Annotated in this window: 28 protein-coding genes; 11 read left to right on the forward strand and 17 right to left on the reverse strand. The window is 66.1% G+C overall.

Features of this window, described 5'->3' with window-relative positions; translation table 11 throughout:
* Window positions 1-21: 21 nt before the first annotated feature.
* The 4 genes from E4341_RS01580 to E4341_RS01595 form a co-directional block, all read right to left on the reverse strand.
* Complete coding sequence (locus tag E4341_RS01580; RefSeq protein WP_017505427.1) at window positions 22-639, reverse strand: DUF6655 family protein; 618 nt, start codon at window positions 637-639, stop codon at window positions 22-24.
* Window positions 639-1,079 (reverse strand): VOC family protein, encoded by a 441-nt coding sequence (locus tag E4341_RS01585; RefSeq protein WP_165114650.1) that lies wholly within the window; start codon window positions 1,077-1,079, stop codon window positions 639-641. Before E4341_RS01585 ends, E4341_RS01580 begins: the two co-directional genes overlap by 1 nt.
* A gap of 81 nt (window positions 1,080-1,160) precedes the next feature.
* A complete protein-coding gene (locus E4341_RS01590) occupies window positions 1,161-1,400 on the reverse strand; it encodes a zinc-finger domain-containing protein (protein WP_017505425.1) in 240 nt (79 codons plus the stop codon).
* Window positions 1,401-1,456: 56 nt separating this feature from the next.
* Complete coding sequence (locus E4341_RS01595; protein ID WP_240893595.1) at window positions 1,457-1,750, reverse strand: hypothetical protein; 294 nt, start codon at window positions 1,748-1,750, stop codon at window positions 1,457-1,459.
* A 185-nt stretch (window positions 1,751-1,935) separates the two neighbouring features.
* Here E4341_RS01595 and E4341_RS01600 point away from each other — a divergent pair, with 185 nt between their 5' ends.
* A complete protein-coding gene (locus tag E4341_RS01600) occupies window positions 1,936-2,910 on the forward strand; it encodes an ABC transporter ATP-binding protein (protein ID WP_165114653.1) in 975 nt (324 codons plus the stop codon).
* Here E4341_RS01600 and E4341_RS01605 read toward each other — a convergent pair.
* The 3 genes from E4341_RS01605 to E4341_RS01615 form a co-directional block, all read right to left on the reverse strand.
* Window positions 2,907-3,788: an alpha/beta fold hydrolase gene (locus E4341_RS01605; protein WP_165114656.1), complete on the reverse strand. Its 882-nt coding sequence runs from the start codon at window positions 3,786-3,788 to the stop codon at window positions 2,907-2,909. The genes E4341_RS01600 and E4341_RS01605 overlap by 4 nt on opposite strands.
* Before the next feature lie 63 nt (window positions 3,789-3,851).
* Entirely contained in the window at window positions 3,852-4,361 is a 510-nt protein-coding gene (locus E4341_RS01610; RefSeq protein ID WP_165114659.1) for an HAD-IIIA family hydrolase, read from the reverse strand.
* Window positions 4,358-5,434, reverse strand: a complete 1,077-nt coding sequence (locus E4341_RS01615) for an AGE family epimerase/isomerase (protein ID WP_165114662.1) — start codon at window positions 5,432-5,434, stop codon at window positions 4,358-4,360. The genes E4341_RS01610 and E4341_RS01615 overlap by 4 nt, the downstream gene beginning before the upstream one ends.
* Before the next feature lie 175 nt (window positions 5,435-5,609).
* Between E4341_RS01615 and E4341_RS01620 the strand changes: the two genes are divergently transcribed.
* From E4341_RS01620 to E4341_RS01635, 4 genes are all read left to right on the forward strand, one after another.
* Entirely contained in the window at window positions 5,610-6,773 is a 1,164-nt protein-coding gene (locus E4341_RS01620; protein ID WP_055809545.1) for a DegT/DnrJ/EryC1/StrS aminotransferase family protein, read from the forward strand.
* 4 nt (window positions 6,774-6,777) lie between these two features.
* Window positions 6,778-7,710, forward strand: coding sequence for a Gfo/Idh/MocA family protein (locus tag E4341_RS01625; protein WP_165114664.1), 933 nt, complete (start codon window positions 6,778-6,780; stop codon window positions 7,708-7,710).
* A gap of 47 nt (window positions 7,711-7,757) precedes the next feature.
* Window positions 7,758-8,261, forward strand: coding sequence for a hypothetical protein (locus E4341_RS01630; protein WP_165114666.1), 504 nt, complete (start codon window positions 7,758-7,760; stop codon window positions 8,259-8,261).
* A gap of 217 nt (window positions 8,262-8,478) precedes the next feature.
* Complete coding sequence (locus E4341_RS01635; RefSeq protein WP_165114668.1) at window positions 8,479-9,276, forward strand: exodeoxyribonuclease III; 798 nt, start codon at window positions 8,479-8,481, stop codon at window positions 9,274-9,276.
* A gap of 3 nt (window positions 9,277-9,279) precedes the next feature.
* Here the strand turns inward: E4341_RS01635 and E4341_RS01640 are convergent, their stop codons facing one another.
* The gene (locus tag E4341_RS01640; protein ID WP_165114670.1) at window positions 9,280-10,728 is read right to left on the reverse strand and encodes a PLP-dependent aminotransferase family protein; all 1,449 of its coding nucleotides are present in this window, start codon (window positions 10,726-10,728) and stop codon (window positions 9,280-9,282) included.
* A gap of 62 nt (window positions 10,729-10,790) precedes the next feature.
* On the opposite strand from E4341_RS01640, the gene E4341_RS01645 reads away from it, so the two are divergent.
* On the forward strand, window positions 10,791-11,390 hold the full coding sequence (locus E4341_RS01645) for a YitT family protein (protein WP_165114672.1): 600 nt from the start codon (window positions 10,791-10,793) through the stop codon (window positions 11,388-11,390).
* Between the two features lie 4 nt (window positions 11,391-11,394).
* Here the strand turns inward: E4341_RS01645 and E4341_RS01650 are convergent, their stop codons facing one another.
* Window positions 11,395-12,081 (reverse strand): response regulator transcription factor, encoded by a 687-nt coding sequence (locus E4341_RS01650; protein ID WP_066553631.1) that lies wholly within the window; start codon window positions 12,079-12,081, stop codon window positions 11,395-11,397.
* A gap of 65 nt (window positions 12,082-12,146) precedes the next feature.
* A complete protein-coding gene (locus E4341_RS01655) occupies window positions 12,147-12,863 on the reverse strand; it encodes a YggS family pyridoxal phosphate-dependent enzyme (RefSeq protein ID WP_165114674.1) in 717 nt (238 codons plus the stop codon).
* Between E4341_RS01655 and E4341_RS01660 the strand changes: the two genes are divergently transcribed.
* On the forward strand, window positions 12,862-13,506 hold the full coding sequence (locus E4341_RS01660) for a thiamine phosphate synthase (RefSeq protein WP_205751334.1): 645 nt from the start codon (window positions 12,862-12,864) through the stop codon (window positions 13,504-13,506). The two genes, E4341_RS01655 and E4341_RS01660, sit on opposite strands and share 2 nt — an antisense overlap.
* Window positions 13,507-13,516: 10 nt before the next feature.
* Here E4341_RS01660 and E4341_RS01665 read toward each other — a convergent pair whose 3' ends face one another.
* Window positions 13,517-13,897, reverse strand: coding sequence for an NtrZ family periplasmic regulatory protein (locus E4341_RS01665; protein WP_066627100.1), 381 nt, complete (start codon window positions 13,895-13,897; stop codon window positions 13,517-13,519).
* Between the two features lie 363 nt (window positions 13,898-14,260).
* On the opposite strand from E4341_RS01665, the gene E4341_RS01670 reads away from it, so the two are divergent.
* The 4 genes from E4341_RS01670 (at window position 14,261) to holA (ending at window position 18,993) form a co-directional block, all read left to right on the forward strand.
* Window positions 14,261-14,725 (forward strand): DUF3576 domain-containing protein, encoded by a 465-nt coding sequence (locus E4341_RS01670; RefSeq protein WP_017505409.1) that lies wholly within the window; start codon window positions 14,261-14,263, stop codon window positions 14,723-14,725.
* A gap of 160 nt (window positions 14,726-14,885) precedes the next feature.
* Window positions 14,886-17,465: a leucine--tRNA ligase gene (leuS, locus tag E4341_RS01675; RefSeq protein ID WP_165114678.1), complete on the forward strand. Its 2,580-nt coding sequence runs from the start codon at window positions 14,886-14,888 to the stop codon at window positions 17,463-17,465.
* Window positions 17,465-17,944 carry an LPS assembly lipoprotein LptE gene (gene lptE / locus E4341_RS01680; protein WP_165114680.1) on the forward strand — a complete coding sequence of 160 codons (480 nt, stop codon included), beginning with the start codon at window positions 17,465-17,467 and terminating at the stop codon, window positions 17,942-17,944. Before leuS ends, lptE begins: the two co-directional genes overlap by 1 nt.
* Window positions 17,941-18,993, forward strand: a complete 1,053-nt coding sequence (gene holA, locus E4341_RS01685) for a DNA polymerase III subunit delta (protein ID WP_165114682.1) — start codon at window positions 17,941-17,943, stop codon at window positions 18,991-18,993. The genes lptE and holA overlap by 4 nt, the downstream gene beginning before the upstream one ends.
* A gap of 2 nt (window positions 18,994-18,995) precedes the next feature.
* Here holA and E4341_RS01690 read toward each other — a convergent pair whose 3' ends face one another.
* From E4341_RS01690 to mnmE, 6 genes are all read right to left on the reverse strand, one after another.
* Window positions 18,996-19,178, reverse strand: a complete 183-nt coding sequence (locus E4341_RS01690) for a hypothetical protein (RefSeq protein ID WP_055755069.1) — start codon at window positions 19,176-19,178, stop codon at window positions 18,996-18,998.
* 26 nt (window positions 19,179-19,204) lie between these two features.
* A complete protein-coding gene (locus E4341_RS01695) occupies window positions 19,205-20,095 on the reverse strand; it encodes a ParB/RepB/Spo0J family partition protein (RefSeq protein WP_165114684.1) in 891 nt (296 codons plus the stop codon).
* 25 nt (window positions 20,096-20,120) lie between these two features.
* Window positions 20,121-20,939 carry a ParA family protein gene (locus E4341_RS01700; protein WP_165114686.1) on the reverse strand — a complete coding sequence of 273 codons (819 nt, stop codon included), beginning with the start codon at window positions 20,937-20,939 and terminating at the stop codon, window positions 20,121-20,123.
* The gene (gene rsmG, locus E4341_RS01705; RefSeq protein ID WP_112863044.1) at window positions 20,920-21,552 is read right to left on the reverse strand and encodes a 16S rRNA (guanine(527)-N(7))-methyltransferase RsmG; all 633 of its coding nucleotides are present in this window, start codon (window positions 21,550-21,552) and stop codon (window positions 20,920-20,922) included. The genes E4341_RS01700 and rsmG overlap by 20 nt, the downstream gene beginning before the upstream one ends.
* On the reverse strand, window positions 21,552-23,432 hold the full coding sequence (mnmG, locus tag E4341_RS01710) for a tRNA uridine-5-carboxymethylaminomethyl(34) synthesis enzyme MnmG (protein WP_205751335.1): 1,881 nt from the start codon (window positions 23,430-23,432) through the stop codon (window positions 21,552-21,554). Before mnmG ends, rsmG begins: the two co-directional genes overlap by 1 nt.
* Window positions 23,433-23,534: 102 nt before the next feature.
* Window positions 23,535-24,842 (reverse strand): tRNA uridine-5-carboxymethylaminomethyl(34) synthesis GTPase MnmE, encoded by a 1,308-nt coding sequence (gene mnmE / locus E4341_RS01715; protein ID WP_165114690.1) that lies wholly within the window; start codon window positions 24,840-24,842, stop codon window positions 23,535-23,537.
* Window positions 24,843-24,873 lie beyond the last annotated feature (31 nt).

The following is a 24,873-nucleotide window of genomic DNA, read 5'->3' on the forward strand; positions in this document are numbered from 1 at the left end:
TCCAACGCCCCCGCGTCAGCGTCAGAATTCGGTCCAGCTCGATCCCGGATCGCGTTGACCCGGCTGGGCCTGCTGCTGGCCCCAGGACACGACCATGAAGGCCTTGTGGCTGCGGATGCGATAGGTGCCGATCATCGGCACCACAGCGCCCAAGGGCGCTCCGGTCTTGGCTTCGTAGAGGAAGCCGGAAAACTCGGCGACCCCGACCCGGTCGCGGTGGCTGTAGACCGACAGTTCCGGCAGGGAGACGACGTTAAAGGTCTCGTTGATCGGGATCCGCATCTCGGGAATGCCGAAGACGCGCCGCATCTGCTCCAGCGAAAGCGCGCCGGCGCGGATTTCGAACACGGCGTTCGCCTCGTCCTTGTTGCGGGCCAGGCTGAAACCGGCGTCCGAGATCGCGCCGCGGATCGCGCTGACGGCGTAGCGTGTGCCCTCGCCCTGGAAATAGGCGTCGTCGATGAAGACCGAAGCGCCCGTCGGCAATGGCAAGACCAGCCCCTCGACCGCCCGGTCCGAGGCGCGCGCCAAGAGCAGTTGCTCCGTCGCTGTGCGGCCGGTGTTGCTTTCGGTGGTCGAGGCGCAGGCCGACAGCACGACCGCCGCAACCGTCAGCAGAGCCGCCGTCCGCGCCGTCATCACCAGGCGCCGACGTTCGGCATGGAGGCCCAAGGCTCGGCCGGCGCCAGCGGCGCGCCTTCCTGAAGCAATTCGATGGAGATGCCGTCGGGAGAGCGGACGAAGGCCATGTTGCCGTCGCGCGGCGGACGGTTGATCGTCACCCCGCCGTCCATCAGCGTCTGGCAGGCGGCGTAGATGTCATCGACCTTATAGGCCAGGTGACCGAAGTTGCGGCCGCCCTGATACTCTTCCGGATCCCAGTTGAAGGTCAGCTCGACCTCGGGGCAACGCTCCGCCGCCGACTGTTCCAGATTCTTGGGCGCTGCGAGAAAGACCAAGGTGAACCGACCCGCCTCGTTCTCGGTGCGGCGCACCTCCTGCAGACCCAGAAGGTCGCAATAGAAGTGCAGCGAGGCGTCGATGTCCTTTACCCGGACCATGGTGTGCAGATAGCGCAAGGCTCGTCTCCGTCCGAACAGCGTGTCAGCCGTCTATAGACCCAACCTCCGCAACACCGCGACTGAACTGAGGTTACGGTCTCAGTGGGCCTCGGGCGCGCGGGCCGCAGGGCTCAGATATTCGTTTTCGTCGTGCGCCTGGGCCGACAGGACGAAACGCCGGTCGCAATAGCCGCACTCGATGAAGTCGTCCTCGCCCATGTCCATATAGACCAGCGGATGGCCCAGGGCCCCGCCGCCGCCGTCGCAGGCCACGCGTTTGGTCGAGACGACGATCTCTTCGGGCGGCGGGATGATGGCGTCGGAATGGCGGGGAGGCATGGTCCGGTCCGGGTCTGAAAGGCTTGCGGGCTTCCTAGGCGGACCGGACCCGAAGGTCAAACCTCGCTGGGCGCCGCCGGGCGACGGCCCAGAAGACGGTTCAGCATCGCCTTGCGTTTCTTGAACAAGGTCAGGCCCAGACAGGCCGCGCCGACCCACAGACCGATCTCGCCGATCAGCAGCAGAACGGCGCCGGCGATGGCGGCATGCGTCATCTCGATCTGATCGGTCTTGCCCGCCAGCAGCGACAGTCCTCCACCAATGTAGCCAATGGCGCAGACCGCCATGGCGACGAAGCCGATCAGGCGGGTACGGGTCAGAGGCGTCTTGGCTTTTTGAACGGGGGTCACGGCGATCTCCATCAAGGTTGGTTGTCTTTATGACAAGCAGACTAGACACATCAGTTGCTTAAGTCAAGCACCGTTGACACATAGACAGGCCTGCTTGTCTGATGCTGTCGGCGAGGCAGGTTGGCGATTGCGATCGCTCGCCCTACCTATGCCGCTCGCCGTCCCGCCCGAGTGAATAGCCGACCATGTCACAGACCCCCGCCCTGCCCGACAACGCCATCGAGGTGCGGGGACTGAAGAAGACTTATGCCAGGTCCAAAAAGGCTGCCCCCAAGACGGCCTTGCGCGGCGTCGATTTGGTCATTCCGCGCGGCTCCGTCTTTGGCCTGCTGGGCCCGAACGGCGCCGGCAAATCGACCCTGATCAACATCCTGGCTGGGGTGGTGAAGAAGTCCGAAGGCTCTGTGACCATTTGGGGCCGCGACATCGACAAGGAGCCGCGCGACGCCGCCGCCGCCCTGGGCGTCGTGCCGCAGGAGATCGTCGCCGACGTCTTCTTCACACCGCGCGAATCACTGGAGGTGCAGGCGGGCTTTTACGGCGTGCCCAAGGACGAGCGCCGGTCCGACGAACTGCTGGCCGCCTTGGGCCTGTCGGACAAGGCCAACGCCTATGTCCGCGCCCTGTCCGGCGGGATGAAGCGCCGCCTGATGGTGGCCAAGGCCCTGGTCCACAATCCACCCATTCTGATCCTGGACGAGCCGACAGCCGGCGTGGACGTCGAACTGCGTCGCCAGCTGTGGGCCTACGTCCGCCGCATCAACGAAGAGGGGGTGACCATCGTCCTGACCACCCACTATCTCGAAGAGGCGCAGGAGCTTTGCGACACCATCGCCATCGTGAACCGGGGCGAGGTGGTGGCCTGCGAGCCGACGCCGCAGCTTCTGCGCCGTCTGGACAGCCGCAATGTCGTCGTGACCCCGGAAACGCCCCAGGCGACGCCGCCGGTGCTGGCCGGCTTCGAGGTGACATCTCGTCCGGGCGGCGCCTTCGCGGTCGCCTATAAGAAGGGGCAGTCATCGGTCGAACAGGTCATCAACGCTGTGCGCGCCGCCGGCGTCACCATCGCCGACATCACCACCGAAGATCCGGACCTGGAGGATGTCTTCCTGGCCCTGACCTACGGTGATGCGTCGCGGGTCGATCCGACCAGGGACTAATCGACCTCGGCCAGGAATTCGAAGATCGCCGCCTTGGCCTCGGCCTCATCCAACATGGGCGCGTGGCCGATGCCGGGAACCTCGACATAGGCCATGGTTGGAGCCGCCCTCTTCATCCGCGCGGCGATGTCGGCGCTCAGCAGATCCGACTGAGCGCCCCGCACCAGCAGCGTCGGCTTCTTCTTCGCCAGCCGCCGGAACATCGGCCACAGGTTCGGGACCAGCGCCTTAGCCCCCGCCGCTCGGATCGGCACGGCGATGTCGGGATCGTAGTCCAGCGCGATCTCACCGTCCGGCTGCTGGCGGAAAATGCGCCGGGCGAAGGCGTCCCAGTCCGCATCCGTATAGTGCGGGAACGCCACCGCATTGATCCGCTTTGCATAGGCCGCCGCATCGGCCCAAGAGCCGATCTCGACGGGCTGACCGCTGTAGGCGGCGATGCGCGCCAGACCTTCCGGCGCCACCTCCGGCCCGATGTCGTTCAAGATGGCCGCGACCACCGCCTTGGGCCGCATCGCCGTCAGCGCCATGGTGATCAACCCGCCCATGGAGGTGCCGACGAAGACCGCTCTATCGATCCCGGCCTGCTCCATCAGGGCCAGAACGTCGCGCGCATAGACGTCGGGCATATAGGTCATGGGGTCGGGCGCACGGTCCGACAGGCCACGTCCACGCACGTCCACCGCCAGCACCCGCCGCCCGCTCTGGGCTAGCAGCGGCGCGATGGCTTCGAAATCGGCGCTGTTGCGGGTCAGGCCGTGGATGGCGATCACCGGGGGACGCGCGACGCCGGAACCGGGCGCATAATCCCGCGCAAAGAGCGTGAGCCCATCCGGCGAGGTCCAGCGGCGTTCAACGAATGGATAGGGCGCGCTCATTGGCGATGTCCTCCGATTTTGGCTCAGAGTAATTCACCAAGCGAGGAAATGCGACGCCCGGTCCTAGAGACCGACCACATCGCGCACGAAAACGGCCAGATCGCCGCCTTCGAAGAGGTAGCCCGCCACCCCGGCCCGCTCACCGGCCTGCAGATCGCGCGTCTGATCGCCGATGATGAAGGACTGCGTCGGATCCAGATCGTGCTGGGCGATAGCGCGCAGCAACATGCCCGGATTGGGCTTGCGATCAGGGTGGTCGGGATGGCGATAGCGCGCCTCGATCGCCTCGGGATGGAAGGGCGCGGAATAGATGGCGTCGATGATCGCCCCCTCTTCGGCCAGTCGCGCGACCAGCAGAGCGTTGAAAGCGTTCATCGTCTCTTCGCTGAACAGGCCCCGCGCCACGCCCGACTGGTTCGTCACGATCACGGTGCGATAGCCGGCCTGGTTCATCCGCCGCACCGCCGCCGCCGCGCCGGGGATTAGCTTCAGATCCTCGGGCCGATGCGGATAACCGCTGTCCTCGATCAGCACCCCGTCCCGATCCAGAAAGGCGGCGGGCCGGCCGGTCATGCGTCGCTCCGATGCAGTTCCGAAAAGGCGGTCATCAGGTGATAGAGGCTGGACGCAGGCGCCGCCGCATCGTGAGAGCGGCCTTGGGCGTCGTAGCTGTCCACCCATAGACCCGGCACAGTGGTGGCCAGATGGGTGTCGAACACGGCGACGATCAAAGCTGAAACGCCCGCGTCGCCAAAACTCAATCCTGTGCGAATGGCCTCGGTCTGAGCCCACAGGCGCCGTCCGCCATCCAGCGTCTCTCCCGCCGGGCCGATCTCGCGGATGGCGAATCCGTCGCGATAACCCTGCGCTGCCGCCCGACGATGCAGCGCCGTGGCCAGATCAGAACCGTCCCCGCCTTGTTTCAACAGCCAGGCCCATTCTTCGAGGTGGCCCGGCTCGATCACATGACCCATTGCTGGATCGGCGGACCAATCCTCGGTGAAATATTCGCGGATCGTGCCGTCGACCAGGAAGCGATGTTTGCACAGGTCCAGCGACACCCGCGCCGCCACCTCGAACGCCGGATCAGGCGCAATCGCCTGCCAGGCCAGCATCGCCTCCAGCATATGCATGTGAGGATTTTGACGCCGCGGCAGGCGTGGCGGCAGGGCCTCCTCCCATCCCCCATGCGGAGACGCCATCAACCGATCGATCGCAGCCAGCGTCTCCAGCGCTAGAGGCCGCGCTCGCGCATCACTCAGGACGCGCTGCGCCGCCGCGAGCGCGAACAGGACGAAGGCCAGGTCGTAAAGATCAGGCGTCTCATCGACCACCACGCCGTCGTCATCGGTTGCCGAGACCCAAAGGCCGTCGTCTCGTCGGCGACTGGATATCAGTTGATCCAGCCCGGCCTGGGCCACCGCTCGGCCCTGCGCCCATCCCAAGGCGGCCGCTTCGCAGAACACATAGATCTGGCGCGCCTGAACCCGCGTGCGACGACGAAGACCGGTGACCGGCCGGCCGTGGAAATCCAGCTGCTCGAAGAAGCGCCCCTGCGCATCCACGCCCCGCTCGGCCCACAGCGGCAGGGCTTGGTCGAACAGCCAGTTCGAGACCCTGGTCCGGGCGGCGGAAAGCGTCGTCATGGCGCTGGCTTACGGCGCAAGCCGACGGGCGCCAAGACCTGTGTGCGGTAGCAAAGGGCAACGCGATGTGACGCCGCGCGATTTGGCCCGCGCGCCCGATCTTGCTAGGACGATCCGACATTCGCGGCCCGCCTGTCCGGCCGCCGCCACCGATCCCCCGTGGAGAGCGTCCCCCATGATCCCCTTCATCGACCTTCAGGCCCAGCGCCAGCGCCTTGGCGGCAAGATCGAGGCCGCCGTTCAGGAGGCCGTCGTCGGCGGCGCCTGGGTCATGGGTCCGCAGGTCCGCCAGTTCGAGGCCGACCTCGCCGCCTTCGGTCAGGCCAAGCACGCCTTGGGCTGCGGCAACGGCACCGACGCTCTGATCCTGCCGTTGATCGCCTGGGGCGTCCGCACCGGCGACGCCGTCTTCTGCCCCAGCTTCACCTTCACGGCCACGGCCGAGGTCGTGCCGTGGCTGGGCGCGTCGCCCGTGTTCGTGGACGTCGACGCCCACACCTACAATATGGACCCGGCCAAGCTTGAGGCGGCCATCGAAGCGGTCAAGGCCGAAGGTCGCCTGACGCCCAAGGTGGTCATCGCCGTCGATCTGTTCGGTCAGCCCGCCGACTATCCCGCAATCCGCGCCATCTGCGACCGTCATGGGCTGAAGCTGATCTCGGACTCGGCGCAAGGTTTCGGCTGCAGCCTGAACGGCGATCATCCGCTGAAGTGGGCCGATGTCACCACGACCAGCTTCTTCCCGGCCAAGCCCTTGGGCTGCTACGGCGACGGCGGGGCGGTGCTGACCGACGACGACGATCTGGCTCAGGAAATGGATTCCCTTCGCGTGCACGGCAAGGTCGTCGCCAAGGACCTGGAGGCCGGCGCCGCCGCCTTCGCCCACGACCCCAAATATCTGGCCATGCGCATCGGCATGAACAGCCGGCTGGACACCATCCAGGCCGCCATCCTGATCGAGAAGCTGAAGGTCTTCGGTCAGGAGATCGAGTGGCGCAACCGGATCGCCGCCCGCTACAACGAACGCCTCGCACCCCATGTCTCGGCCGTGCCCCACGTCATCGACGGCGGCGTCTCCATCTGGGCGCAGTACACGATCGAGCATGAGGACCGCGACGGGCTGGCCGCGCACCTGAAGGATCAGGGCGTGCCCACCGCCGTCTATTATCCGGTGCCCATGCACATGCAGCCGGCCTATCAGCGCTTCCCTCAGGGTGCGGGCGGCCTGCCCGTCACCGAACGGCTGAGGGACCGGGTCCTCAGCCTGCCGATGCACGCCGATCTGGACGAGGCGACCCAGGACAAGGTCGTCGCCGCCGTCGCCAGCTACAAGGGCTAAGCCTATGCCGAACACCCCCGCCCTCAAGATCGGCGTCGCCGGCGTCGGCGTCATGGGCCGCAACCATGCGCGCGTCGCCTCCGAGATGCGCGAGTTCGACCTGACCACCGTCTTCGATCCCGATGCGGTGACGGCCGAGGGCGTCGCCGCCGCCTATGGCGCATCACCTGTCACGACGGCCCAGGCCTTCGTCGACGCCGGTCTGGACGCCGCCATCGTCGCCACGCCCAACCGATTCCACGCCGAAATCGGCGTCGCCCTGCTGGAAAAGGGCGTCCACGTCCTGGTCGAAAAGCCGATCGCCGCCAGCGTCGCCGATGCCCAGCGCATGATTGATGCGGCCAAGGCCAATGACCGCGTTCTGATGGTCGGTCAGGTCGAGCGCTTCAATCCCGCAGTCGAAACCGTCAAGCGCGCCGTTACCGACGACGACATCATCTCGATCCAGATCACCCGGGTCGGTCCCTTCCCGCCCCGCATGGGCGAGGTCGGCGTGGTCATCGACCTCGCCGTGCATGACATCGACATCATCCGCCACCTGACGGGCTCGGAGATCGTCGAGGTCCAGCCGCAACTGGCCCGTACCCGCGCCGATCGCGAGGACACGGCCCTGCTTCAGTTCCGCCTGGACAGCGGGGTCATCGCCCACATCACCACCAACTGGGTCACGCCCTACAAGACCCGCACGCTGCAGGTGGCGACCAAGACCAAGTTCATCGTCGCCGATCTGATCACGCGCCAGGTCACAGAATATTTCGGCCAGCAGCCGGACGGCTCCTATTCGACCCGGATGCTGAACAGCTGGCCGGCCGAACCGCTTAGAAAGGAGCTGGAGGCCTTCGCCCGCGCCATCACGACCGGCGAAACGCCGGCGGTCACCGGCGAAGACGGCCTGCGCAATCTCGAGGTCGCGCTGCGCTGCCTCGGCGAACACTGATCGGATCAGGCCCCGTTCTCGCCGCAAAACCTGAGGAAGAGAAACGTATGCGCCGTATCACCGCCACCGCTCTCGCCCTGATCATCGTCGGTTCGGCAGCGGCGCCCGCTCATGCGGACACCCGCTACCTGGCCTATAATGCGTCGGACCGGATCACCCAGGCGCTGACCAAGGGCGTCACCTTGCAGGTGCGGCGCGGTCTGTTCGGCGCGGTGCAGGTGGAACGTCTGTTTTCGACCACCGCGCGCGGCACGGCAGGCTTCACGCGCGGCGGACCGGACGACGCGCGACGCGTCCTGCCCCAGGGCGCTGAGGAAAACGACATCTACGCCATCGATCAGGACGGCGACGGCCGCGGCCTGTCGCGCGCCCTGTGTCCCGGCGCCGACGGGGTCTGGCTGATTATGGGTCGTGTCCGTGCGCCCCGTTCCCTGACCATGCAGGCCGTAGGTCGGTGGTCGGACGGCGCCTATCGACACTGCGTGACGCTCAGCTACGACTGGCGCGGCGAATGGACGACGGCGCCGCAGGCGCATACGCCGCGAGACTGATCCGCGTCCTGACTGTTTCATAATCAGCACGCGCAAGCGGACAATTGTGACGATTTGACTTTTATGATCGTCAGTGACACTTTGAGCACACGAGCGGCGGCGGCCGTTCTACCGCCCTGGAATATCCCCCTCCCCGGCGGCGAGAGAGACGAACCTCCCAGAGCCCGGCCCGTCGCGGCCGGGCTTTTTTTACGCGGCGCGCCTGCTAGACGGGGGCATGACCCTTCGCCTCGCCACCTGGAACATCAACTCTGTCCGCTTGCGCATCGATCAGGTGGCCCGCTTCGTCGCCGAACGCGAGCCTGATGTCCTGATGCTGCAGGAGATCAAATGCACCACCGACCAGTTCCCGCGCGGCGCCTTCGAGGACATGGGCATGCCCCACCTTCGCGTGGCGGGCCAGAAGGGATGGCACGGCGTCGCCATCGCCAGCCGCCTGCCGCTTGAGGACAGCGACACCTTCCAGGTGTGCAAACTGGGTCATGCGCGCTGCGTCTCGGCCCGCGTGTCCGGCATCGACGTGCAGAACTTCTACATTCCGGCCGGCGGCGACATCCCCGACCGGGTGCTGAACCCCAAGTTCGATCACAAGATGGACTTCTACGAACAGCTGACCGAGATCGTGGCCAAGCAGGACAAGTCTCGCCCTCTGGTCATGGCCGGCGACTTCAACATCGCGCCCGGCGAAGGCGATGTGTGGAACCACCGCTACATGTCCAAGATCGTCAGCCACACGCCGATCGAGGTCGAGACCCTGAACCGGCTTCAGGAGACGGGCGGTTTCGCCGATGTGCTGCGCGACCGTTTCCCCGAGCCCCAGAAACTGGCCAGCTGGTGGAGCTACCGCGCCGCCGACTTCCGCAAATCGAATCGCGGCCTGCGCCTGGACCACATCTGGACCTCCCCTGGCCTGACCCCCGCCGTGGTCAAGGATACCGCCCGCATCCACGACGATGTGCGCGAATGGGATCGTCCCAGCGACCATGCGCCGGTCACGGTTGATCTGGACGTCTGATCCTCAATAGACGGCGACCGGCTTGACCGACGCCGGCGCCTTTCGCCCCCGGCCGACCTTTCTGGCGGCGCGCCCGAGCCGGACCACCGCCTCGTCCAGCTGATCTTCCGGCAAGGTATAGGGCAGGCGCAGCCGGCGTTCGAAGGCGCCGTCGACGCCGAATCGCGGACCGGCGGCAAGTCGCAGGCCTTCGGCCTCGGCTGCGATCGTCAAAGCGGAACTGATCGGCCCCGGCAGCCGCGCCCACAGGGACAGTCCCCCAGCCGGGCGCGGACAGACCCACTCAGGCAGTTTTTCGGCGAGCCGCGCCCGCAGATGATCCCGCCGGGCGCGCAAGAGGGGCCGGCGCGCCGCCAAGGCCTTGCCGCCGTCGTTCAAAAGTTCGACCGCCGCCAGCTGCTCCAGGATCGGAACACCCAGATCGAAGCTGGCGCGACTTTGGGCCAGGCGCTGGATCACCGCCCGGTCCGCGCGGATCCAGCCGATTCGCAGGCCGCCCCAGACGCTCTTGGACATGGAGTCAAGCCGGACCATGCGCGGCGCATCGACGGCAGAGGCGCTGAGGGCCGGCGGCCCGCTCAACGTCAGTTCGACCAGGGTCTCGTCCAGCACCAGCAGGGTCTCCGACCCCTTGAGCCCCGCCAGCAAGCGCGTCCGGTCCGCCGCCCGCATCATCCGGCCTGTCGGATTGTTGTGGTCCAGCACCAGATAGGCCATAGCCGCGTTGCTGCTTCGGCAGGCCGCAACCAGACCCTCGACATCCCATCCCTCCTCGCCCTCGCCGTCCGGCAAGGCGACGGGCACGGCGCGACCGCCCGCCGCCAGGATGGCGTCGATCGCCTGCGGATAGGTGGGATGGTCGAACACCACCGGGGCGCCGGGGCGCGTCGTCAGGCGCAGAAGATGGACCAGGCCGTTATGCGCGCCGTGCGTGATCAAAATCTGACCCGAAGAGGTCGCCAGGCCGCGCCGCCGATAGCCAGCCGCCACCGCTTCGCGCAGTTCCTCTAGCCCCGCCGTCTCATACCCGTGTCTTGGCAGGTTCGCCGGCAATCGCTCCAGCGCCCGCACATAGGCTGCATGCACATTGGGATCGGCCGGCAGGACGGCGGCGGTCATGTCGATCAGGCCGGACCTGTCCGTTTGCGTCGCCTCATGACGCGGTGCCGGTCCGTTCGGCAGGCTGGTGCGTGCGGCGGCGCCCTGCCCGCCGGTCAGAAACCCGTCATCCCGCAAGCGGCCGTAGGCGGCCGAGACGGTCGTTCGGCTCAAGCCCAGCGCCTGGGCCATTTCCCGTTCGCCGGGCAAACGCGCCGCCAAGGGCAGTCGGCCATCCAGAATCAGCAGTCGTATCGCCCCTGCGAGCTGCCGATAGGCCGCGCCTGCGCCCGACGACCGCCAGGCGCAGAGATGGCGCGTCAGGGAAACAAGACCGATCGATCGCGACGACATCAGGCCAGAATGGCATAACTGGCTCTATTTTCGATAGCCAGTTTGGCGCATCAGATCGATTTATGACCCGTCGCCTGATCCAGCTCTTCGCCGGCCTTTTTCTCTACGGCCTGTCCATCGCCCTGATCGTCCGCGCCGATCTCGGGTTGGATCCGTGGGATGTACTGAACCAAGGGGTGTTCGAGCGGTTTGCGAAACCCGCCGGTATGAGCTTCGGTCTGGTGGTCAATCTGATCGGTATGGCCGTGCTTCTGCTATGGATTCCCCTGCGCCAGAAGCCAGGGATCGGGACCGTCGCCAATGTTTTGGTCATCGGCACGGTCGCCAACTTCGGCCTGGACTCGATCCCGTCCGACCTGGGCCTACCGCTCCGGGCCGGCCTGCTCATCGCCGGCATTGTCCTGAATGGCGTGGCCAGCGGCGCCTATATCGGCGCAGGCCTCGGTCCCGGCCCCCGCGACGGCCTAATGACCGGCATCGTCGCGCGCACAGGCTGGCCGGTGAAATGGGTGCGGACGGCCATCGAACTAGCCGTTATCGCCGTCGGCTGGCTGTTGGGCGGCTCGGTCGGGGTGGGCACGTTGCTTTACGCCCTGACTATCGGCCCGCTGGTCCACGTCTTCCTGCCGCTGTTCACGGTCCGCCCGAAGACGGCCGACTGAGCCCTTAAGGCTGCAGGCGGTATCCGCCCGCATCGGTCAGCAGAAGGCGGGCATGGCCCGGCTCCGGCTCGATCTTCTGCCGCAGACGATAGATGTGGGTTTCCAGCGTATGGGTCGTGACCCCGGCGTTGTAGCCCCAGACCTCGGTCAGCAACTCTTCGCGCGACACCGGCTTGGCCCCGGCGCGATAGAGATATTTGAGGATGTTGGTTTCCTTTTCGGTCAACCGCACCTTCTTGCCCTTGGCGTCCATCAGCACCTTGGCGGCGGGCCGGAACTCATAGGGGCCAATGGTGAAGACGGCGTCCTCGGACTGTTCATGGCTGCGCAGATGGGCGCGAATGCGCGCCAGCAGCACGGCGAACCGGAAGGGCTTGGTGACATAGTCGTTGGCTCCGGCGTCCAGGCCCAGGATGGCGTCGGCGTCCGCCGATTGCGCCGTCAGCATGATCACCGGTGTCGAAACCCCGTCCTTGCGTAACAGGCGACAGGCCTCGCGGCCGTCCATGTCGGGCAGATCGACGTCCAACAGGATCAGGTCGGCGCGAATCTCGCGCCCCATTCGCACGCCATCGGTCGCGGTCGCGGCCTGCTGGGTCTTGAACTCCTCATGCAGGTTCAACTGCTCGGCCAAGGCCTCGCGCAGGTCGTCGTCGTCGTCGATGATCAGAATGGTCTTGGGCGTAGGCATGGGACAGACAATGGCGAGGCTTGGCCCCCGCGCCAAGGCTTGGGGGTGCGAATATTCACATCGGGTTACGAGCTAGAGGGCGTTTCGGGTCGATTTCGTTCCCCGAACAAGGCCGTTCCGACCCTGACGTGCGTCGCGCCGCATCGGATGGCAGTTTCATAATCGCCGCTCATGCCCATCGACAGGACCGGCAAACCGTTTCGTTCGGCCATGTCCCGCAACATCTGAAAATGCGGCCCTGCGTCCTGATCCGCCGGGGGAATGCACATCAGACCCTCGACCGTCAGCCCGTAGGTGTCGCGGGCCGCCGCAATCAAAGCGTCGGCGGCATCGGGGAGGACCCCGGCCTTCTGGGGCTCGGCGCCCGTGTTCACTTGGACCAGGACGCGCGGCGATCGGCCGCGCTTTTCGCCCGCCTGCGCCAGGGCGCGCGCCAGCTTTTCGCGGTCCAGGGTTTCGATCACGTCGAACAGAGCGACCGCATCCTCGGCCTTATTGGTCTGCAAGGGGCCGATCAGCCGCAACTCCAGGCCCGGCAAGGCTCCGCGACGGTCCGCCCACCGTCCCTGCGCCTCCTGCACCCGGTTTTCACCGAAGATCCGCTGACCTGTCGCAAGGATGGCGTCGATGGCCTCTGGGGCTTGCGTCTTGGAGACGGCGGTCAGGGTCACGCCCGCTGGATCCCGACCGGCCGCATGGCAAGCGGCGTCGATGCGCGCCCGCACCTCGGCGATCCTTTCGGCGATGGACGGGGCGGAAAAAGCGGAGGAAGAAGAGGTCATGATCCTGCCGGCCGGTTACAGCGACGATGCGCGCGCGATCTGGAACGCCGCGACCGCTCTAAACCGCGCCGCCGCCGCTGTCAGCCCGGCCGCCGCGGCCTTGCCGCCGATGCTGTTCTTCACCGACCCGGATCGCACGCCCCGACCGTGGGATACGGCGGCGCGCCTGCCCGCCGGCTCGGCGGTGATCTATCGCGCCTTTGGCGCCTCCGACGCCGTAGAAACGGGGCATCGGCTTCGGGAAGAGACGGCCGATCGGGGCGTGAAACTGTTGGTCGGGCTGGACCCTGATCTGGCCGAGGCGATCGACGCCGACGGGCTACACCTGCCCGAACGTGCGGTTGAGCAGGCCGCGCGCATTCGCTCGGACCGACCCGACTGGATTTTGACAGCGGCTTGGCACGGCCTATCCCCGCCGCCCGAAGACCTGAACGCCCTGATCCTGTCGCCGGTGTTTCCGGCGGGCGGTGCGTCCGCCGGCAAACCCGCATTGGGCGTCACTGCATTCGAACAGCATGTGAAAGCCGCCCGCCTTCCGGTCTATGCGCTGGGCGGCGTCACGCCAGAGAACGCCGCAACGCTCGCACACACAGGCGCCTGCGGCCTGGCGGCGGTAAGTGCGATCCAGTCAGCGTTTCGCTGACCGATCGAAATCAGAACTTGAAGATGGTTTCCAGACGGACGCGGGGCTGGGCCCGGCCGTTGGTTTCGGGCGCACGGGCCGGATCGGCTTCCGGCGTGCTGACGGCGGCGGCGGCGCCGACACGCAGACGGTCGTTCAGGCGGTAATAGGCCCCGGCCTCGACATCACCCCAGTCGGTCTCGCGACCCACGGGCTGGTTCAGGTTGAAATCCAGACCCCAGCGGCCACGGTCGTTCAGGCGCAGGCCGCGACGCTGCGGCGCCGGCGCATTGCGCTGCGCCGCCTGGGCTTCCGAAAGGGAAACGGTGGATGTGCTTTGGGCAAGCGCCGACGTCGACGCGGCCATCGCCGTCGTCGCCATCATCACAGCCAGGAAACCACCGAACCGCATACCAAATCCTTCAAACCCCGCCATGAGGCGGCGTTTCAACCCTGAACCGACCTTATATGGTCGTGAGCCCCGCGATTAGACACCGGGTGTCTGCGCGGTCAACGCAATGAGCCGGCGATAACAAGGTTCCCGCGCATTGTTGTCGGCGTATGTGTCTCAAGCGTCACGGGATTCGGGCGGATTCCGGCGAAATCTCACATGCCCTTCACAAAACACAGCGACGCGCGATGCGGCGGGAACCGACTTCGCCTTGTCATCGCCCCTTTTCGCCGTGTTATAGAGCCTGGCAGTCGGCATTCCCCATGCCGTGCGCGCGTGCGGGCGAGGGCTCTCACGTCCCTGAGTTTACGGAGACTTCTCTTGATGAGCCTCAACAAGGCCCTGGTTCGGAACGTCGCGGTCGTGCTGGTCTCGGGCGTGGCCCTGGGCGCGTCCCTGTCGGCCTGCTCGAGCATTCCCTTCGTCGGCGGCAAGAAGTCTGCGCCCAAGACGAACGTGCAACAGGGCATCGGCGTCAACGCCTTCCTGTGGCGCGCCTCGCTGGACACCCTCAGCTTCATGCCGCTGCTGACCGCCGATCCGTGGGGCGGCGTCATCAACTATGACTGGTACATCAACCCCCAGACGCCGAACGAGCGCTTCAAGGCGACCGTCTTCATCCTGGACACCCGTCTGCGCGCCGACGCGCTGAACGTCACGGTGACCAAGGAAGTGAAGGGCGCCGATGGTCAGTGGACCGCCGCCCCGGTCGCCGCCCAGACCGAGGCCGATCTGGAAAACGCCATCCTGACAAAGGCGCGCCAGCTGAACCTGTCGAACGCCGGTTAAAGCCGGCGCTCGCTTTTATTTCTAGGCGCTACCGCCCTTCGGGCTGCTTGAGCGCGACGCGTCCAAGAGTTTTTAGGACGCATTACTTCTTGGGCGCTGTCGTCCTTCGGGCTAGTTGAGCCGGGAGGGCGTCAGCGCCCTTTCGACTTTCAGGACGACCGTGGCCCGTTACGAACCCAAGACCGCCGAACCCCGCCAGCAGGCCCGATGGGCCGAGGCTTCCGCCTTCGTCACGAAGGACACCGGCCGGCCGAAATACTATGTGCTGGAGATGTTCCCCTATCCGTCGGGCAACATTCACATGGGTCACGCCCGCAACTATGTGATGGGCGACGTGGTGGCGCGGTCCAAGCGCGCGCAAGGGTACGACGTTCTGCACCCGATGGGCTGGGACGCCTTCGGCATGCCGGCCGAGAACGCGGCCATGGAGCGCGGCATCCACCCGAAAGGCTGGACCTATTCCAACATCGCCAACATGCGCGAACAGCTGAAGCTGCTGGGTCTGTCGCTGGATTGGTCGCGTGAGTTCGCCACCTGCGACCCGGAATACTACGGCAAGCAGCAGGCCTGGTTCTTGGAGCTGTATCGGCGCGGTCTGGTCTATCGCAAGGATGCGGTGGTCAACTGGGATCCGGTCGACAACACGGTCCTGGCCAACGAACAGGTGATCGATGGACGCGGCTGGCGTTCAGGCGCCCTGGTCGAGAAGCGCAAGCTGAACCAGTGGTTCCTTCGCATCACCGACTATGCCGACGACCTGATCGACGGCCTGAAGACCCTGGACCGATGGCCCGAAAAGGTCCGGCTGATGCAGGAGAACTGGATCGGCAAGTCCAAGGGCGCGACCCTGTGGTGGGATATCGCCGAGGCGCCGGCCTTCCTGCCCCCCTCCCCCGAGGGCGAACCCAATCACGCCCGCGATCCGATCGAGGTCTACACCACCCGCCCTGACACCCTGTTCGGGGCCAGCTTCCTGGCCCTGGCGCCCGACCATCCCCTGACCAAGGCCATCGCCGAACACCGGCCGGACGTGGCGGACTTCATCAGGTCTTGCGCTCAGACGGGCACCAGCGAAGCCGAGATCGAAAAGGCCGAGAAGCTGGGCGTGGATCTGGGTGTTCGCGTCCGCCATCCCTTCGATCCGGACAAGACCCTGCCCGTCTGGGCCGCCAACTTCGTGCTGTCGACCTATGGCTCGGGCGCCATTTTCGGCTGCCCGGCCCACGACCAGCGCGACCTGGACTTCGCCCGCAAATACGATCTGCCGGTGACGCCTGTGGTCAAACCCGACGACGCCGAGACAGTCGAAATCGGAACCGAGGCCTATGTCGGCCCCGGCCGCATCTTCAACTCTGACTTCCTGAACGGCATGGACGTCGAGGCCGCCAAGGCCGCCGCGATCGCCAAGGTCGAGGCCGCCGGCCAGGGCCGCGCCGAGACCATCTATCGCCTGCGCGACTGGGGCGTTTCGCGCCAGCGCTACTGGGGTTGCCCGATCCCCATCATCCACTGTCCGACTTGCGGTGTCGTCGAGGTTCCCGCCGATCAGTTGCCGGTGGTCCTGCCTGACGATGTGACCTTCGACGTGCCCGGCAACCCGTTGGCGCGTCACGCCACTTGGAAGCACGTCAAATGCCCGTCGTGCGGCGCGGATGCGACGCGCGAAACGGACACGCTCGACACCTTCGTCGATTCCAGCTGGTATTTCGCCCGCTTCACCGATCCGACGGCCGAGGCGCCGATCGACAAGGCCGCCGCCGACCGCTGGCTGGCTGTCGATCAATATATCGGCGGGGTCGAACACGCGGTCCTGCACCTGCTGTACGCCCGCTTCATCACCCGCGCCCTGTCTGACGCCGGCATGCTGTCGGTGAAGGAGCCGTTCGCCGGCCTGTTCACCCAAGGCATGGTCGTCCACGAGACCTACCGCCGCGCCGACGGCGCCTGGGTCGAGCCGACCGACGTGGAGCTGAAGAACGACAACGGCGTCCGCTCGGCCCGCCAGCTGTCGACCGGCGAGACCCTGGTCATCGGCGACATCGAAAAGATGTCCAAGTCCAAGAAGAACGTCGTCGCGCCGGCCGAAATCCTGGAAAGCCACGGCGTGGACGCCGGTCGCCTATTCGTCCTGTCCGACAGCCCGCCCGAGCGGGACGTGCAGTGGACCCCTGGCGGCGTCGAAGGCGCCAGCCGCTTCGTCCAGCGCGCCTGGACCCTGTTCGACACCTATGACGCCGGTTTTGCCGGCGAAGACAAGGCCAACGCCGAGCTGCTGCGCGAAACGCACAAGGCCATAAAGGCCGTGTCGGAAGGGGTCGAAGGCTTCCGCTTCAACTCGGCCATCGCCAAGCTCTACGCCTTCGTCGCCACCATTCGCGACAATGCCCAGGCCGGCGGCGACGCCAAGCGTCAAGCCCTTTCGGCGCTGGCCCGTCTGATCGCCCCCTTCACCCCGCACCTGGCCGAAGAAGCCTGGACGCGGCTGGGTGAGGACGGGATGGTTCTGGACGCGCCGTGGCCCGTGTGGGACGCTGCGCTCGCGGCCGACGACGAGGTGGTCCTGCCCATCCAGATCAACGGCAAGCGTCGCGCGGAAATCCGCGTGCCGCGCGGCATGGAGCCGTCCGAGGTCGAAGCGCTGGTCCTGGCCGACGAAACGGTCAAGGCGCGGCTGGAGGGTCTGAGCGTGAAGAAGATCGTCGTGGTCAAGGACCGCATCGTCAATCTGGTGGCCGGCTGATGCGTATTGGGGCGACTTGCGCGATTCTCGCGGCTCTGGCGGTTTCCGCCTGCGGCTTCACGCCCATGTACGCCGAGCCGGCCGTGGGTTCATCCCTGCGCCGGATCGCCGTCACGACCCAGGACGACCGTCTGGGCTATCGCCTGCGCGAGCAGCTGGAAGACGTCCTGGCCTGGGATCGCGGCGCGACGCCGCTGTATCGCCTGACGACCGAGGTCCAGCAGAACCGCCGCTCGCTGGGTCGCCGCATCGACGACACCGCCACCCGCTATGAACTGACGGTCAAGGCGACCTGGACCCTGACCCCGGCTGCCGGGGGAACGCCTGTCAGCGGCACGGAAACGGTCACCACGACCTACGCCACCGCCGACCAGCCCTATGCCGCCATCGCCGCCCAGCAGGACGGAGAGGAGCGCGCCGCAGCCGAACTGGCTCGCCTGATCCGACTGGATCTGATGCAGGCGCTGTCGAACCCGTGATCCTGGCCAAACGCCCCGAGATCGATCGCTTCCTGAAGGCGCCCGATCCGGCGATCCGGGCGGCGGTGATCCACGGCAAGGACCGGTCCGGCGTCGCTGAGCGGGCCGAGGTGCTCTGCAAGACGGTCACGCCCGATCTGAACGACCCCTTCAACGTCACCGTCCTGACCGACAGCGACATCGATGGCGACGAAACAAAGCTGGAAGAGGCGCTGACGGCCATGTCCCTGATGGGCGGCCGTCGTCTGGTGCGCATCCGTCTGTCGACGCTTAAGCCCGGCGTGGACAAGGCTGTCGCCGCCGCGCTGAAGATTCACGCCGACGGCGGCTACAATCCCGACGCCATGATGGTGGTCGAGGCCGACCAGCTGGGCCGCGAATCCGCGCTCAGAAAGGCGGCCGAGAAGGAGAACGGCGCGGTCGGCATCGTCTGCTACGAGGACGAGACCGGCGATGTCGCCCGCATGGTCCGTGAGGCCATGGCTGCCGACAAGGTGGGCCTGACGTCCGACGCCCTGGACCGTTTCGTCGCGCGCCTGCCGCGCGAGCGGGGCTTGATGCGGCAAGAGATCGAGCGCCTGGCCCTGTTCATCGGCCCCGGCTCCAGCAAGACTCTGGATATGGATGCGCTCGAGCATCATCTCGGCGTCGAGCCGGACGCCTCCCTGTCGGATGCGGCGCTTCAGGCCTTCGGCGCGCGGCCCGGTCCGGCGCAGGCGGGGCTTAGGCGCGCCTTCGCCGAGGGCGAATCGTCGGTGCTCGCCGTTCGCTCCGCCGCGATCCATCTCGGAAAGCTACGTCGGATCAATATCTTGCAGGCCAGCGGCGCGAACGCCAAGGAGGCCGCCAAGGCCGCTGGCGTCTTCTGGAAACAGGAGGCGGAAATGCTGCGTCAGGCGCGGTCCTGGCGGCTCGAAGCCCTGGACGAGGTCTTGGACAGCATCAACACGGCCGATGTCGCCACCAAGACGACCGGAATGCCGGACCAACTGATCGCCGAACGCCTGCTGCTGGAAATCGCAGGTCGCGCCAGACGCCTGGGCCTGTAGCCCTAGCCGCGCTTTGACGCCTTGCGGAAGGCGGGCTGGGCCATGGCGACATTGCGCGCCGACACAGCCTTCTCTTCGGCCTTGGCGCCCGGTTGGGCGTTGAACCCATGACCCGCCTTGGCCTTCTTGGCGGCGAGCGCCTGTTTCAGCTTGTCGGCGGCTGTGGGTGTCGTGTCTTCAGTCATATCGACACCCTAGCACAGTCTAGCGCTCAGCCGCGCATCAAACGGCGGCACAGGTCGTCGAGCTGCTCCAGCGAGCCGTAGCCGATCGTCAGTTCGCCCTTTCCGCCCTTGTCCGACAACTGCACTTTCAGGCCCAGCGCATCGGCCAGATCCTGCTGCAGGGCGGCGACATCGGCCGCCCCTTCCCCGCCGACGGCCGCCGACGCCGACTTGGTCTTCGTCGGCTTCGGCCCCTCGACCGCACGGCGCGCCAGGGCCTCTGTCTCACGGACGCTGAGACCATCCACGAAGGCGATGTCCGCCAACTGGCCCGGATCGGGCGTATTGATGAGGGCCCGGGCGTGACCCGCGGACAGCTTGCCTTCGCGCACGTAGAACAGCACCCGCTCGGGCAGTTGCAGCAGGCGCATGGTGTTGGCCACGTGGCTGCGGCTCTTGCCGACCACGCCCGCCACCGCATCCTGCGTCCGCCCGAAGCGCTCCATCAGAACGCGGTACGCCTCAGCCTCTTCCAGAGGATTTAAGTCCGCGCGTTGGACATTCTCGACGATCGCGACCTCAAACACCTCGACGTCGTCCATCTCGTGGACCACGATCGGCACCTCGGTCAGGCGCGCCGCCTGTGACGCGCGCCAGCGGCGCTCGCCGGCGATAATCTGCCAGACGCCCTCCTCACCCGGTTGGGTCCGCACCAAAATTGGCTGCAGAACCCCCTTGTCGCGGATCGACGCGGTCAGTTCCTCCAGATCCTCTTGGCGGAAGGTCTTGCGCGGCTGGTCCGGATTGGGCTTCAGGCTTTCGATCGGCACGCGTTGCACGCCGGCGGGCGCGGGTACATCCGACGCGACAGGTGCCTCGGCGTCCTGTCCCATCAACGCCGACAGGCCGCGGCCCAAACCTCTTTGTCGTTCAGCCAAGATACTGTTCCGTTTCCAATAAAACTCAGGCGGCCAGCTTCAGGCGCTGGCGTTCGCGCTTCACCACTTCCTTGGCCAGCCGCAGATAAGCCTGGCTGCCGGCGCACTTCAGGTCATAGATCAGCGCCGGCTTGCCAAACGACGGCGCCTCGGCGACGCGGACGTTACGCGGAATCACGCTCTCATAGACCTTGTCGCCAAAGTGAGCGCGCACGTCGTTGGCCACTTGGCCCGACAGGGCGCTGCGCCGATCGAACATGGTCAGAACCAAGCCTTGGATTTCCAGCGATGGATTGAGGCTGTGCTTGACCATGTCGATGGTGCGGATCAGCTGGCTCAAACCTTCCAGGGCGAAGAACTCGCATTGCAGCGGCACCAGCACCGCGTCCGCAGCCGCCATCGCATTCAACGTCAGCAGGTTCAACGACGGCGGGCAGTCGATCAGGACGTAGTCATACGCGGTAGGGCCATCGTCGTGCGCGCGAAGAGCATCACGCAGCCGATACGACCGGCGATCAGCCTGGCTCAGTTCGATCTCAACGCCCGACATGTCGGCATCAGCGGGTACGATCCACAAACCCGGCACCGTCGTCTGCACCGATGCATCCGCGATGGAGCGCTGATCCACGACGACATCATAGATGGTGACGCGCCGTGTTTCACGTGGAACACCCAGGCCCGTTGAGGCATTGCCCTGCGGGTCCATATCCACGATCAGCACGCGCTCCCCGATGGCGGCCAATGCGGTGCCGAGGTTGATCGCTGTCGTCGTCTTGCCGACCCCGCCCTTCTGGTTAGACACGGCGAGGACGCGGGCGGGCTTTCTAGCGCGTTGAGCGGGCACGGCGGAGGCTCCGGATTGTCACGATGCGGCCGCGCACGTCGCTTTGCGACGGGGCCAGTTCAGCCTCGAAATGCCAGGATTTGCGCGCTTCGATCAACTCGGATTCGGCACGCTCCCCCTTCAGGAACAGACCTTGTGCACCCCTTTGGAAGTAGGGCTGTGCATAACCCAGCAGTTTCTCCATCGGCGCGACGGCGCGGGCGGTGACGATGTCACACGTCACAGACTGCGCCTCAGCCCGACCGACGATGACCGTCGCCGGCAGGGACAAGGCATTCACGACCTCCTGAAGAAATCGGCAGCGCTTGGCCAGGCTATCGATCAGCCAGACATGCGCACCCTCCCGCCCCTTGAGCATGATGGAAAGGACCAGTCCGGGAAAGCCAGCTCCCGCCCCCAGATCTGCCCAGGTCTTCGCTTCTGGAGCCAGATCGAGCAGTTGAGCACTGTCCCAGACATGGCGGTTCCAGAAGTCCTGCAGACTGTCCGGACCCACCAGATTCATCACCGCATTGGCCTCGACCAATCGCAATCGAAAGGCTTCGAGGTCGGCGATCTGTTCCGTTGACGCATTGGCGCGTGCGCGGAACGCCTTTTGTTCAGCCTCCAACATCAGGCCGCGACCGACGCCTTGGGTGCGCGCTTCACATAGGCCAGCAGCGCCGTCAAAGCGCCGGGCGTCACGCCCTCGATCCGACTGGCCTGGCCTAAGGTTCGAGGTTGGACGCGCGCCAGCTTTTCCTTGACCTCATTCGACAGACCGCCAACGGCGCCATAGTCGAGATCGGTCGGGAGCATCAGCTCCTCCTCCGCCTTCAGAGCGTCCGCATCTTGCGATTGGCGATCCAGGTAGTTGGCGTAGGCAGCGTCGATTTGAACCTGCTCGCGGATTTCATCGGTCCAGTCGGCGATGACGGGCACTGCCGAAACAAACTGATCCAAAGTCACATCCGGGAAGGCCAGCAGTTCGCGCATCGAGCGCCGACGACCATCAGCGTTGACCGAAATGCCGAGCGCCCCGGCCTCATTGGGCGTGAACAGTGTTTCACGTGAAACAGCGCTCGCTGCCGCAAGCGCCGAGGCCTTGCCTTCAAAACGAATGCGCCGCTCGTCACCAACGATACCCAGCTCGATTGCAAGGGGTGTGAGCCGAAGGTCGGCATTGTCGGCTCGCAGCGTCAGCCGATATTCCGCCCGGCTGGTAAACATTCGGTACGGCTCGGTGACACCGCGCGTCACCAGATCGTCGATCATGACGCCGATATAGGCCTGATCACGCCCCAGTATCACCGGCTCCTGCCCAGCCGCCGAGCGCGCGGCGTTCAGCCCCGCCATCAGCCCTTGAGCCGCCGCCTCCTCATACCCCGTGGTGCCGTTGATCTGTCCGGCCAAATACAGTCCGGGACGCTTCTTCACCTCCAGCGCCGCCGTCAGCTCGCGCGGGTCGACATAGTCGTATTCGATGGCGTAGCCGTATCGAAACACCTCGACCGCTTCCAATCCCGGGATAGTTCGCAGGAAGGCGAGCTGCGTCGGCTCCGACACCGAGGTGGAGATCCCGTTCGGATAGACCGTCGGATCGTCCAATCCTTCCGGCTCCAGGAAGATCTGATGGCTCGTCTTGTCGGCGAACCGAACGACCTTGTCTTCGATCGAGGGACAATACCGCGGGCCTCGCCCCGACAGCTTGCCGCCATAGACCGCGCTCTCGCCGAGATTCTCAGCGATGATCCGGTGGGTCTCCTCCGTCGTGTGGGTCACGCCGCAGGCGATCTGGGGCACGTCAATCCGGTCGGTCAGGAAGGAAAAGGCTGACGGCGTATTGTCCGCTTCCTGCATTTCCAGCCGGTCCCAGGCGATCGTCCGCCCGTCCAGGCGTGCGGGCGTGCCCGTCTTCAAACGCCCCATCATCAGGTCGGCCGCATGAAGATCGGCGGCCAGACCGGTCGAGGGCTCCTCACCATGCCGCCCCGCCGGGATGCGTTCATCGCCGCGATGGATGACGCCATTCAGGAAGGTGCCGGTCGTCAGGACAACCGCCCCAGCGCGAACCGTCTCTCCGCCGCCTGTTACGACGCCGACGACCCGGTCGCCTTCAAGGACAAGCCGCTCGGCCGTCCCTGCCATCAGGGTCAGATTGGGCGTCCCTTGCAGTTCGGCCTGCATGGCCTCGCGATAGAGGCGGCGGTCGATCTGGCTGCGCGGGCCCCGAACGGCGGCGCCCTTGGATCGGTTCAGGAGGCGGAATTGGATGCCTGACGCATCGGCCAGCCTCCCCATCACGCCGTCCATGGCGTCGATTTCGCGAACGAGATGCCCCTTCCCCAGCCCCCCGATGGCCGGATTGCACGACATCTCGCCGATCGTCTCCAACTTCTGGGTCAACAAAACAGTGCGGGCACCAGCCCGTGCCGAGGCCGCCGCCGCTTCACAGCCGGCGTGGCCGCCGCCAATGACGACGACGTCGAATAGGAGTTCGGGGGTAGAAATCATCGCCGCCACATAGGGCAAAACGGGTGCGATCGCCAGAGCCAGGCCAACTGCATCACGCTGTGAGGCACCTCTGTTTCACGTGAAACACCGGTATGGCTAGACCTACTTTCCGATGCAGAAGGTCGAAAATACTTCGCCGAGAATGTCCTCGATACCGATCGCGCCTGTGACACGCGCCAGAGCGTCGGCAGCCCGTCTCAGATCGTCGCCAGCCATTTCCGGCGCTACATCGAGCGCAGCGCGCGCCGCATCGACGCTTTCCTGCGCCTCAAGCAAACGCAGCCGATGCCGCTCCTGGGTCACGGCTGGGAAGTCGGCGCCGGACAGATCCTTCGCAAGACGCGCGGCGATCCAACCGCGAAGTTCGGCCAGGCCGTCGCCAGTTGCAGTGCTGACCGCTAGAGCCTCATGACGGCCGTGCCCTGAATTGACGCCAAGGTCGGACTTGGTCGCCACGATCAGATCGCCATCCTTGACGTAATTCGCAGCCACCCCGGCCGGGTCGCCAGGCGCGCGGACCCAAAGACGCAGGTCGGCTTGTTCAGCGCGCACCCGGGCGCGACGCACGCCCTCGGCCTCGACCGGGTCGTCGCTGTCTCTCAAGCCGGCCGTATCCGACAAGGTCACGGCATAGCCGCCGATCACCAGATCGGCATCCAGCACATCCCGCGTGGTGCCGGCGATCGGCGTCACGATGGCCGCCTCACGCGCAACCAACGCATTGAACAGCGACGACTTGCCGGCGTTCGTCTCTCCGATCAGGACGATGCGATAACCGTCCCTGACCCGTTCGCCACGCCTCCCCGTATCGACCGCGCGTCTCAGGTCGGCTCCAAGTCGGTCCAGCACCGGCCCCGCCGTACGGGCCAGGTTGTCCGGCACCTCCTCATCGGGAAAATCGATCTCGGCCTCGACCAGAGCCAAGGCGTGAAGAAGATCACGGCGGAAACCGGCATAGGTCTCGCTGAGCTTGCCGTCCAACTGACCCAGCGCCTGCTTGGCCTGGGCGCTGGTTTCCGCATCGATCAGATCGGCGACCGCCTCGGCTTGCGCCAGGTCCATGCGGCCATTTTGAAACGCGCGGCGTGTGAACTCGCCGGGGTCCGCCGGGCGCAAGCCCAACGCAATCAAGGCCCGGCTGGCGGCCTCGATGACGGCACGACCGCCATGCAGATGCAGTTCGGCGGCGTCCTCACCCGTATAGCTGTTAGGCGCCACAAAACGCAGCACCAACGCCTGATCGATGTGCTCGCCGGCATGGCTGAGGTCACGCACCGAAGCCATGCGCGGCTTTAAACGGGTTGCGCCCAGCGCCGTCAACGCGGCCTCGACGCCGGGGCCCGACAGGCGGAGAACCGCAATGGCGCCTCGGCCGGGCGGCGTCGCCAGGGCGAAGATGGTGTCGATCATGAACTCAGACCGAGCGGCTCCGGAGAGGGCG

Origin of the sequence: Brevundimonas sp. 'scallop' (assembly GCF_011045535.1) — a bacterium.
In the GTDB taxonomy this organism is placed as follows: Bacteria; Pseudomonadota; Alphaproteobacteria; order Caulobacterales; family Caulobacteraceae; genus Brevundimonas; species Brevundimonas vesicularis.

Bases quoted from the DNA above. Each gene is read 5' to 3' on its own strand.
- E4341_RS01655 (WP_165114674.1), bottom strand. From the start codon at position 12,863: ATGACCTCTTCTTCCTCCGCTTTTTCCGCCCCGTCCATCGCCGAAAGG.
- E4341_RS01660 (WP_205751334.1), top strand. From the start codon at position 12,862: ATGATCCTGCCGGCCGGTTACAGCGACGATGCGCGCGCGATCTGGAAC.
- E4341_RS01580 (WP_017505427.1), bottom strand. From the start codon at position 639: ATGACGGCGCGGACGGCGGCTCTGCTGACGGTTGCGGCGGTCGTGCTG.
- E4341_RS01600 (WP_165114653.1), top strand. From the start codon at position 1,936: ATGTCACAGACCCCCGCCCTGCCCGACAACGCCATCGAGGTGCGGGGA.
- E4341_RS01670 (WP_017505409.1), top strand. From the start codon at position 14,261: ATGAGCCTCAACAAGGCCCTGGTTCGGAACGTCGCGGTCGTGCTGGTC.
- lptE (WP_165114680.1), top strand. From the start codon at position 17,465: ATGCGTATTGGGGCGACTTGCGCGATTCTCGCGGCTCTGGCGGTTTCC.
- E4341_RS01690 (WP_055755069.1), bottom strand. From the start codon at position 19,178: ATGACTGAAGACACGACACCCACAGCCGCCGACAAGCTGAAACAGGCG.
- E4341_RS01610 (WP_165114659.1), bottom strand. From the start codon at position 4,361: ATGACCGGCCGGCCCGCCGCCTTTCTGGATCGGGACGGGGTGCTGATC.
- E4341_RS01650 (WP_066553631.1), bottom strand. From the start codon at position 12,081: ATGCCTACGCCCAAGACCATTCTGATCATCGACGACGACGACGACCTG.
- E4341_RS01625 (WP_165114664.1), top strand. From the start codon at position 6,778: ATGCCGAACACCCCCGCCCTCAAGATCGGCGTCGCCGGCGTCGGCGTC.
- mnmE (WP_165114690.1), bottom strand. From the start codon at position 24,842: ATGATCGACACCATCTTCGCCCTGGCGACGCCGCCCGGCCGAGGCGCC.
- E4341_RS01620 (WP_055809545.1), top strand. From the start codon at position 5,610: ATGATCCCCTTCATCGACCTTCAGGCCCAGCGCCAGCGCCTTGGCGGC.
- E4341_RS01665 (WP_066627100.1), bottom strand. From the start codon at position 13,897: ATGCGGTTCGGTGGTTTCCTGGCTGTGATGATGGCGACGACGGCGATG.
- E4341_RS01630 (WP_165114666.1), top strand. From the start codon at position 7,758: ATGCGCCGTATCACCGCCACCGCTCTCGCCCTGATCATCGTCGGTTCG.
- mnmG (WP_205751335.1), bottom strand. From the start codon at position 23,432: ATGATTTCTACCCCCGAACTCCTATTCGACGTCGTCGTCATTGGCGGC.
- E4341_RS01640 (WP_165114670.1), bottom strand. From the start codon at position 10,728: ATGTCGTCGCGATCGATCGGTCTTGTTTCCCTGACGCGCCATCTCTGC.
- rsmG (WP_112863044.1), bottom strand. From the start codon at position 21,552: ATGTTGGAGGCTGAACAAAAGGCGTTCCGCGCACGCGCCAATGCGTCA.
- E4341_RS01645 (WP_165114672.1), top strand. From the start codon at position 10,791: ATGACCCGTCGCCTGATCCAGCTCTTCGCCGGCCTTTTTCTCTACGGC.
- E4341_RS01590 (WP_017505425.1), bottom strand. From the start codon at position 1,400: ATGCCTCCCCGCCATTCCGACGCCATCATCCCGCCGCCCGAAGAGATC.
- E4341_RS01615 (WP_165114662.1), bottom strand. From the start codon at position 5,434: ATGACGACGCTTTCCGCCGCCCGGACCAGGGTCTCGAACTGGCTGTTC.
- E4341_RS01635 (WP_165114668.1), top strand. From the start codon at position 8,479: ATGACCCTTCGCCTCGCCACCTGGAACATCAACTCTGTCCGCTTGCGC.
- E4341_RS01605 (WP_165114656.1), bottom strand. From the start codon at position 3,788: ATGAGCGCGCCCTATCCATTCGTTGAACGCCGCTGGACCTCGCCGGAT.